Source organism: Pedobacter sp. 01N416 (assembly GCF_056399685.1).
Window position 1 is genome coordinate 1 of the sequence record NZ_JBFTRT010000195.1, and the last position, 8,234, is coordinate 8,234.

Annotated in this window: 5 protein-coding genes; all 5 read left to right on the forward strand. The window is 39.7% G+C overall.

Going from position 1 to position 8,234, the window contains the following annotated elements:
- Positions 1-168: 168 nt before the first annotated feature.
- The 5 genes from AC1DND_RS12620 to rpiA all read left to right on the forward strand — a co-directional run bounded on the left by AC1DND_RS12620 (position 169) and on the right by rpiA (position 7,898).
- A complete protein-coding gene (locus AC1DND_RS12620) occupies positions 169-840 on the forward strand; it encodes a basic secretory protein-like protein (RefSeq protein ID WP_477582045.1) in 672 nt (223 codons plus the stop codon).
- Positions 841-875: 35 nt separating this feature from the next.
- Positions 876-3,164 carry a GH92 family glycosyl hydrolase gene (locus tag AC1DND_RS12625; protein ID WP_477582047.1) on the forward strand — a complete coding sequence of 763 codons (2,289 nt, stop codon included), beginning with the start codon at positions 876-878 and terminating at the stop codon, positions 3,162-3,164.
- Positions 3,165-3,255: 91 nt separating this feature from the next.
- A complete protein-coding gene (locus AC1DND_RS12630) occupies positions 3,256-4,659 on the forward strand; it encodes a 3-keto-disaccharide hydrolase (RefSeq protein ID WP_477582049.1) in 1,404 nt (467 codons plus the stop codon).
- A gap of 11 nt (positions 4,660-4,670) precedes the next feature.
- Entirely contained in the window at positions 4,671-6,632 is a 1,962-nt protein-coding gene (locus AC1DND_RS12635; protein ID WP_477582051.1) for a hypothetical protein, read from the forward strand.
- 576 nt (positions 6,633-7,208) lie between these two features.
- On the forward strand, positions 7,209-7,898 hold the full coding sequence (gene rpiA / locus AC1DND_RS12640) for a ribose-5-phosphate isomerase RpiA (RefSeq protein WP_477582053.1): 690 nt from the start codon (positions 7,209-7,211) through the stop codon (positions 7,896-7,898).
- Positions 7,899-8,234: the final 336 nt, after the last annotated feature.

The window sequence follows — 8,234 nt, forward strand, 5'->3', positions numbered from 1 at the left end:
GATATGTGCAAATAAAAACTGCCTGCTCCAGTGCGTGTTTTGTAAAAATAATAATCACCAAAGTAAAATTTTTGATCATTTACTAAATCGTTTTACATATTATATTTATTTTGCAGAACTAAACAGGCTAACCAAAGTAACAATCCATCATAATAAAAATATAATCAGATGAAAAAAATATTTACTTTTTCAATCTTCCTAATGTTTGTTTCGGCTTTTTCAGCTCATTTAAAAGCACAGGAAATCACAAAGAAAAGTGGTTATACATTATCGTTCGAGAGCAATTTTAAGGAATTAGACCCTCAATTGAAGAAACGGTTAATCAAAACTTTTTTCGAAGTTTACCCAAAACTGGCCAAAGAGTATAATCCAGCTACCATAAAAGAAGTGAAATTTTTTGTAGATACAGCTTACAAAGGCGTGGCGGCAACTGCTGACGGTAAAGTAACCTTCAGTTCGATCTGGATGGTGAAACATCCTGAAGATATTGATGTAGTAACCCACGAGGTGATGCACATTGTACAAGATTATGGACGAAGCGTTGGCCCGGGCTGGTTAACAGAAGGTATTGCCGATTATGCACGCTATAAATTTGGTGTAGATAATGAAGGCGCCAAATGGTCGCTACCTGCTTTAAAGCCAGAACATAGTTATAAAAATAGCTACCGCATTACTGCAGGTTTTTTTGCCTGGATGGAGAAAAGTGTAAAACCGGGTATAATCAAAACGGTTGATGCTTCTTTAAGAGATCACACTTATACCAAAGATATCTGGACAAAATTAACGGGTAAAGATTTAGATGCGCTTTGGGCAGATTACATTAAAAATTCGGAAGTTTAAAATAAATACCAGCATATAAAACACAAACACAACAAATGAAAAGATTATTTATCGCTTTATTGAGTGTTGCGGCATCAACCAGCTTCGCGCAAACAATAGGCAAAATTACAGATCCGGTAGATTGGATAAACCCTTTAATGGGAACGGCATCCAAGCCATCATTATCTAACGGAAACACCTATCCGGCAATTGGTTTGCCATGGGGAATGAATATGTGGTCGCCACAAACCGGTAAAAACGGCGATGGATGGGCTTATGTTTATGAGGCCGACAAAATCCGCGGCTTTAAACAAACACATCAGCCTTCGCCCTGGATGAACGATTACGGCGCTTTTTCTATTATGCCCGTTACCGGCAAATTAAAATTCACAGATGATGACCGCGCAAGTTGGTTCAGCCATAAAGCAGAGATTTCTAAGCCATATTATTACAGTGTTTATTTAGCAGATGCTGATGTAACCACCGAAATTACCCCAACAGAACGCTCTGCCCAGTTCAGGTTTACTTTCCCTAAAACGGATAGCGCTTATGTGGTAGTAGATGCGCAGAATAAAGGTTCTTATATTAAAATTATACCAGCAGAAAGAAAAATTATTGGTTATACCACTAAATATGCCCGTGGCCCACTGCCTAAAAATTTCAAAAATTACTTTGTAATCTATTTCAACAAAGATTTCAAACTGGCTAAAACCTGGGATGATAAAAAACTTAACGATAAAGAATTAGAATTAACTGTAGATCATGCCGGTGCTGTTATTGGTTTCGCCACACAAAAAGGCGAGCAGGTAATTGCAAAAGTGGCTTCTTCATTTATCAGTTTTGAGCAGGCCGATTTGAACCTAAAAAGAGAATTGGCTAACGATGGTTTCGATGCCACGAAAGCAAAAGGTAGAGCAACCTGGAACAAAACCTTAAGTAAAATTTCGGTTGAAGGGGGTACAATTGATCAAACCCGTACTTTCTATTCAGCGATGTACCGTACCTTATTCTTCCCCAATAAATTATATGAGATTGATGCACAAAACCAGATTGTACACTGGAGTCCTTACAACGGACAGGTTTTACCAGGATACATGTTCGCTGGTACGGGTTTTTGGGACACTTTTAGGGCATTATATCCTTTCTTAAACCTGGTTTATCCTTCAATCAACAAGGAAATGCAACAAGGCTTAATCAACGATTACAAAGAAGGCGGTTGGTTGCCAGAGTGGAGCAGTCCGGGTTATGCAAACATTATGGTGGGTAACAACTCTGCTTCGGTAGTTTCTGATGCTTATATCAAAGGTATGCGTGGTTACGACATAGAAACGTTATGGCAGGCTTTAAAACATGGTGCAAACAACGAGGGCCCTATGGAAGCCGTTGGCCGCGACGGTGTTAAATATTACAATGAATTGGGTTATGTGCCTTTCGATGTGAAAAAGAATGAAAATGCCGCTAAAACATTAGAGTATTCTTATGATGATTTTACCATTTATCAATTGGGAAGAGCTTTAGGCAAACCGGCTTCGGAGATCGATATTTATAAGAAAAGAGCCATGAACTACAAGAATCTTTTCGATCCGGCTTCGGGTTTAATGCGTGGCAAAAATCAGGATGGAACTTTCCAAAGCCCATTCAGTCCATTTAAATGGGGCGGTGCATTTACCGAAGGCAACAGCTGGCATTATACCTGGTCTGTTTTCCAGGATGTTGATGGCTTAGCCAAATTAATGGGTGGCCATAGTAAATTTGTAACCAAATTGGATTCTGTGTTCTCGATGCCTCCTGTATTTGATGAGAGTGCCTACGGTGGCGTAATTCACGAAATCCGCGAAATGCAGATTGCAAACATGGGCCAGTACGCACATGGTAACCAACCGATCCAGCACATGATTTACCTGTATAACTACGGTGGTGCGCCTTATAAAACACAATATTGGGTAAGAGAAACCATGAACAGAATGTACAAACCTACTCCTGATGGATATTGTGGTGATGAAGATAACGGGCAAACTTCTGCCTGGTACGTTTTTTCGGCAATGGGCTTCTATCCGGTAACACCTGCGGTTGATCAGTATGTTTTGGGTGCTCCTTTGTTTAAAAAGATAACTGTTACTTTAGAAAATGGTAAAACTGTGGTGATTAATGCAGCTGCCAATAGCGATAACAACCGTTATGTTCAGTCGCTACAGATGAACGGTAAACCATATTCTAAAAACTGGATCAGCCACAGTGGTTTGCAAAAAGGTGCGGTGTTAAATTTCAATATGACAGCAACGCCGAATAAAACCAGAGGTTCAAATCCAGCTGATTTCCCTTATTCATTATCAACAGAAAAATAGAAAAAATAATTATCCATCGGGTAAAGTAATTTATCCGATGGATTTTAAACAAAATATCTAGCTTTAGGGCTAAAATTAACAAACCAAGTATATGAACATCTCAAAGACGGGTTTTACAGCCATTTTCTGGCTTTGCGGAACCCTGTTGGCGTTTGGCCAGCGTATTGATCTCAAAGATCTTTCAGCCTTTAAAAACCCTTCAAATTCATGGTCGCTCGCCCAAAATGTGGTGGCCGACCTAAACGCCGAAAATGTTTTAAAAACAACCAAAGGTGAAGGGATATTGATTAATCAATCTACAGCAAAAAAAGCGGGTTCTGATTTATATACCGTAAACGAATACGGTGATGTAACAGTAGAATTAGATTATTTAACTGCAAAAGGGACAAATTCTGGTATTTATCTTCAAGGTAATTACGAAATTCAGATTGATGACGCATGGGGACTGAAAAACCCAAGTTCATCAAACAATGGTGGTATTTATCAACGTTGGGATGATAGCAAACCTGAAGCCGAAAAAGGGTTTGGAGGTGTTGCTCCCCGTCAAAATGCAAGTAAAGCGCCAGGTTTATGGCAGCACATTAAAATTATCTTCCAGGCACCAAAATTTGATGCATCAGGAAAGAAAACGCAAAATGCTAAAATTATCAGTGCAGAACTAAACGGTGTGCTGATTCACGAAAATGTGGAGCTATTTGGTGCAACCAGAGGAGCTGCAGGAGCTGAAAAAGCAAAAGGACCTTTACGTTTACAGGGCGATCACGGTTCGGTAGCGTTCAGAAATATCCAGATTAACGAACTATCAGAAATTCCAAAACCAAACCAAAACGGTGGGGCAGATCCAATTTACATTGAAGCAGCAAGCAACAACATGATCAGAAGTTTTGTTGATGTTGCGCCAAGAGTACGTTCGGTACATGCTATTTCGGTAGGCGGACCAGAAAAAGTTGCTTATAGCTACGATTTAGATAATGGTACATTACTACAGGGATGGCATGGCGATTTTATTGACGCTACGCCAATGTGGGATGGCCGTGGAAACGGTACCTCACGTGCATTGGGCAGTGTTACCCGTTTCACTAAAAAGCCAATTTTAGCCATTTCAAAATTAGCGAACGATCAGGATAAGTGGATTGCTGATACTGCTGGTACTGGTTTCAGAACCAAAGGTTATGTAATGGATAAACAAGACCGTCCGGAGTTTAAGTACATCATTAATGGAACAAATGTTACCGATGCCGTTAAGGTGATGGAAAATGGACAAGGTTTAACGAGAGAGATTGCTGTTGATAAATCATCAAAAGATCTATATTTCCTATTGGCAACCGCTTCCAATATCGAAGAAGTAGCCAAAGGTTTATACCTGATTGATGATAAATCTTACTATATACAACTTGCTGATGGAGCTGCTAAACCAGTAATCAGAGACGTTGATGGCAAGAAAGAAGTTATCGTAGCTATTGGAACTAAGTTAAATTATACCATTTTGTTTTAATTGGAATAACAATGAGAAATACATTTAAAAAATTAGCAATACTGGCATTAAGTTTTAGCTTTACTACAGTTTTTGCACAAGAAACACCGAAAGAAGAAGATTTTTTCAGGATAAATAAAGTACGCGTGCCCGAAGGCCCCATTTTAGAAGTTGGTGGTCTAATTACTTTGCCAAATGGCGATTTAGGCATTTCTACCCGTAGAGGAGAAGTATACATTGTAGAAAACCCTACAAGTGCCAAGCCTTACTGGCGCAGATTTGCTTATGGTTTGCACGAAATTTTGGGTATTGCCTATAAAAATGGTGCATTATATGTGGCACAACGCGGCGAGTTGACCAAACTGGTTGATAAAGACCAGGATGGCAAAGCCGATGTGTACGAAACCATTTATGCATGGCCGTTAAGTGGGCACTACCACGAATATAGTTTTGGGCCGAAGTTAATGCCTGATGGTACTTTTATGGTTACCGGAAACGTGGCCTTTGGCGATGAAGAATGGTGGAGAGCAGAAAGCCGTGTGCCGATGCGTGGTTGGGCCATGAACATTACCGAAGATGGTAAAATGAGTCCTTATGCTGCGGGTTTCCGTTCGCCAGCCGGGATTGGTACTATTGATGGCCAGTTTTATTATACCGAAAATCAGGGCGACTGGGTAGGTTCAGGTGGTTTATGGAAAGTAAATAAAGGTGATTTTATGGGGCATCCAGCCAGTTTAAGATGGACCAATTTACCAAACTCTCCGGTTAAACTGCAGTCAGATTTCTTTTACTCGCAAATAGACGAGCGTAGAACCAAAAACGAACAAGGAAGATACATTAAACCAGAAAATAGGGTAAACGAAACATTCAAAACCTTATTCGAAATGAAGAAAGTATTCCCTGAATTACGTTTGCCATCGGTTTGGCTACCTTATGGTATTTTGGGGATCTCTTCTGCAGAACCTGTTAAAATTCCCGCAAATACATTTGGCCCGTTCGCTGGTCAGATTTTAGTTGGTGATCAGGGAATGAGTATCATTTCGAGGATTTTTATGGAGACAGTGAAAGGTGAGGAACAAGGCGCTGCCTTCCTTTTTCGTAAAGGTTTCCGTTCTGGAGTATTGAGGTTAGAGTGGGGGACAGATGGTTCGCTATTTGTTGGAGAAACCAACCGTGGTTGGGGATCGGCAGGTGATGCTAACGAAGGTTTAGAAAGACTGGTATACAATAATAAAACCCCTTTCGAAATGAAAGCTGTTAGGGTAATGCCTGATGGTTTCGAAGTGGAGTTTACCATGCCCGTTGATCGTAAATCGGCTGAAGATTTAGCTTCATATGATGCAGAAAGCTTTATTTACAAATATCACCCGGTGTATGGTTCACCTCCTGTAAACACCGAGAAATTAAAAATCTCAGGGGTTAAAGTTTCGGCAGATGGTTTAAAAGCCAGAATTATTGTTCAAAACCTTCGCCAATATTATATCCATACCTTAACATTAGATGGTTTAAGATCGCAAGATGGTTTTTACTCTTTAGTTCATCCGGTAGCTTATTATACCTTGAACCAAATTCCTGATGGAAATAAACTTTCTGCCAGTGAAGTAAGTACCAAAAACTCAGCGGCACCGGTAAATGTTCCTGCTAAGAAAACAGCTGCACCAAAGGCAACAACTGGAAAAGCACCTGAAGCAAAAGGAGCCGCTACTCCGGCTAAGCCTACAACTACGGCTAAAGCACCTACCTTTAAAGAAGTTGAGGGTTTATTAACAAAAAATACTTGTCTGGCCTGCCACAATCAAACCAAAAGACAGATTGGCCCGCCGTTCGTAGAAATTGCAAAACGTAAGTATTCAGCAGAGAAAATATTTCAGTTGATCCACAACCCACAGCCACAAAATTGGCCGGGTTACTCAACAGAAATGCCTCCAATGCCGCAAGTAACCAAAGCAGAAGCTTTAAAAATTGCAGGCTGGATAAATTCTTTAAATAAATAAGTGAGTTTAATTGTTAGGAAACGGTTGGTAGAAATACCAGCCGTTTTTTTGTTATAAAAGAAATGGGGATTCCACTATTGCAGAATCCCCATCATCTAAATTAACGCTCTCATATACATTAACGCTGTAAATAAGATTTATTGTATTGTGCGTAAAATTTTTCCGCCTTGATTGTGTGAGGTAGTTGAGTCGTTGTGGGTCATCGTCATTTCGATCCGATAGCTATCAGATGAAGCACAGCGAAATGTTCCAAAGGAACTCCTTCGGAGGAGAAATCTACAAGTTAGCCCGTCACCCTGACCTGTAGCACAGCGGAAAGCTACGCTGTAAACCGAGCCTTAGCGAGCTCACCGAAGGTAATTTATTTCAGGGTCTATTAAATGAAAAGATCCTTCGACTACGCTCAGGATGACATAATTCATGGGGAAAAAGAAATGGGGATTCCACTATTGCAGAATCCCCATCATCTAAATTAACGCTCTCATATACATAAACGCTATAAAAACGATTTATTGCATCAGCAGTAAATTTTTTTTCGTTTTTGCGATGTTTATCATTTAAACCTATTTTTACTTTATGGCTACTATAGATAAAACGCAACAAGATGCAGAAAAACTAGCAGCTGCCCTGGCTGCAGTAAAATTTGTTAAAGATGGTGATGTAGTAGGCCTGGGCACGGGATCTACCACAACCTTTGCCATTAAAGAATTAGGTAAACGTGTAAAAGAAGGGCTTAAGATAAAAGCTGCCGCAAGTTCCATCCGAACAGAAGAACTCGCGAAATCTTTGGGCATCGAAATTCTTGATCTCGGGCATTTAAGCGAAATTGATATCAGTATCGATGGAGCCGACGAGTTTACAGAATCACTCGATCTGATTAAAGGTGGAGGCGGGGCGCTGTTTAGAGAGAAGATAATTGCTTCACTGAGTAGAAATGCCATCATCATTACCGATGCTTCTAAAAAAGTTAAAAAATTGGGTGTTTTTACTGTTCCTGTTGAGGTAATTCCATTGGCCTATCAATATGTGTCCGATCAGATTAATGAGCTTGGTGGAAAGGGTATATTGAGGTCTGTAGCTAACAAAACATTTATTACCGACAATGGTAACCTGATTATCGACGCCGATTTCGGTCTCATTGATGATCCTGCAAAATTATCTGCTAACCTGAACCAGATTAATGGATTATTGGCTCATGGATTATTCATTAACATCACTTCAAAAGTAATTATGAGCGAAGGAACGGATATCATCATTTTCGAATGATAGTTGGTTCATTTGTTCATTATCCATTAGTTCATTTGTGCCCCTCATTTCGTTATTGTTAAGCGGAATGACGACAAAATCTTAATGATTGAGATTATTTCTCTTAATTATATTAACTTCTTCATGGTGATCCAAATTTTTAACATTAAGGAGTTAAGAAAATTAAGTTTTAATTCCGTCTTCTTAGTGTTTACGCGGCAAAACTGACATTTTCACCGATAAATACTCCCTCCCTCAAAATTTCATAATTTTTTACCGACAGTTTTATTTCACTCACCGATAAAACATCACAACTGAGGGAAAAGCCATTCCCCGGCATTGGTATTCGTGATACAT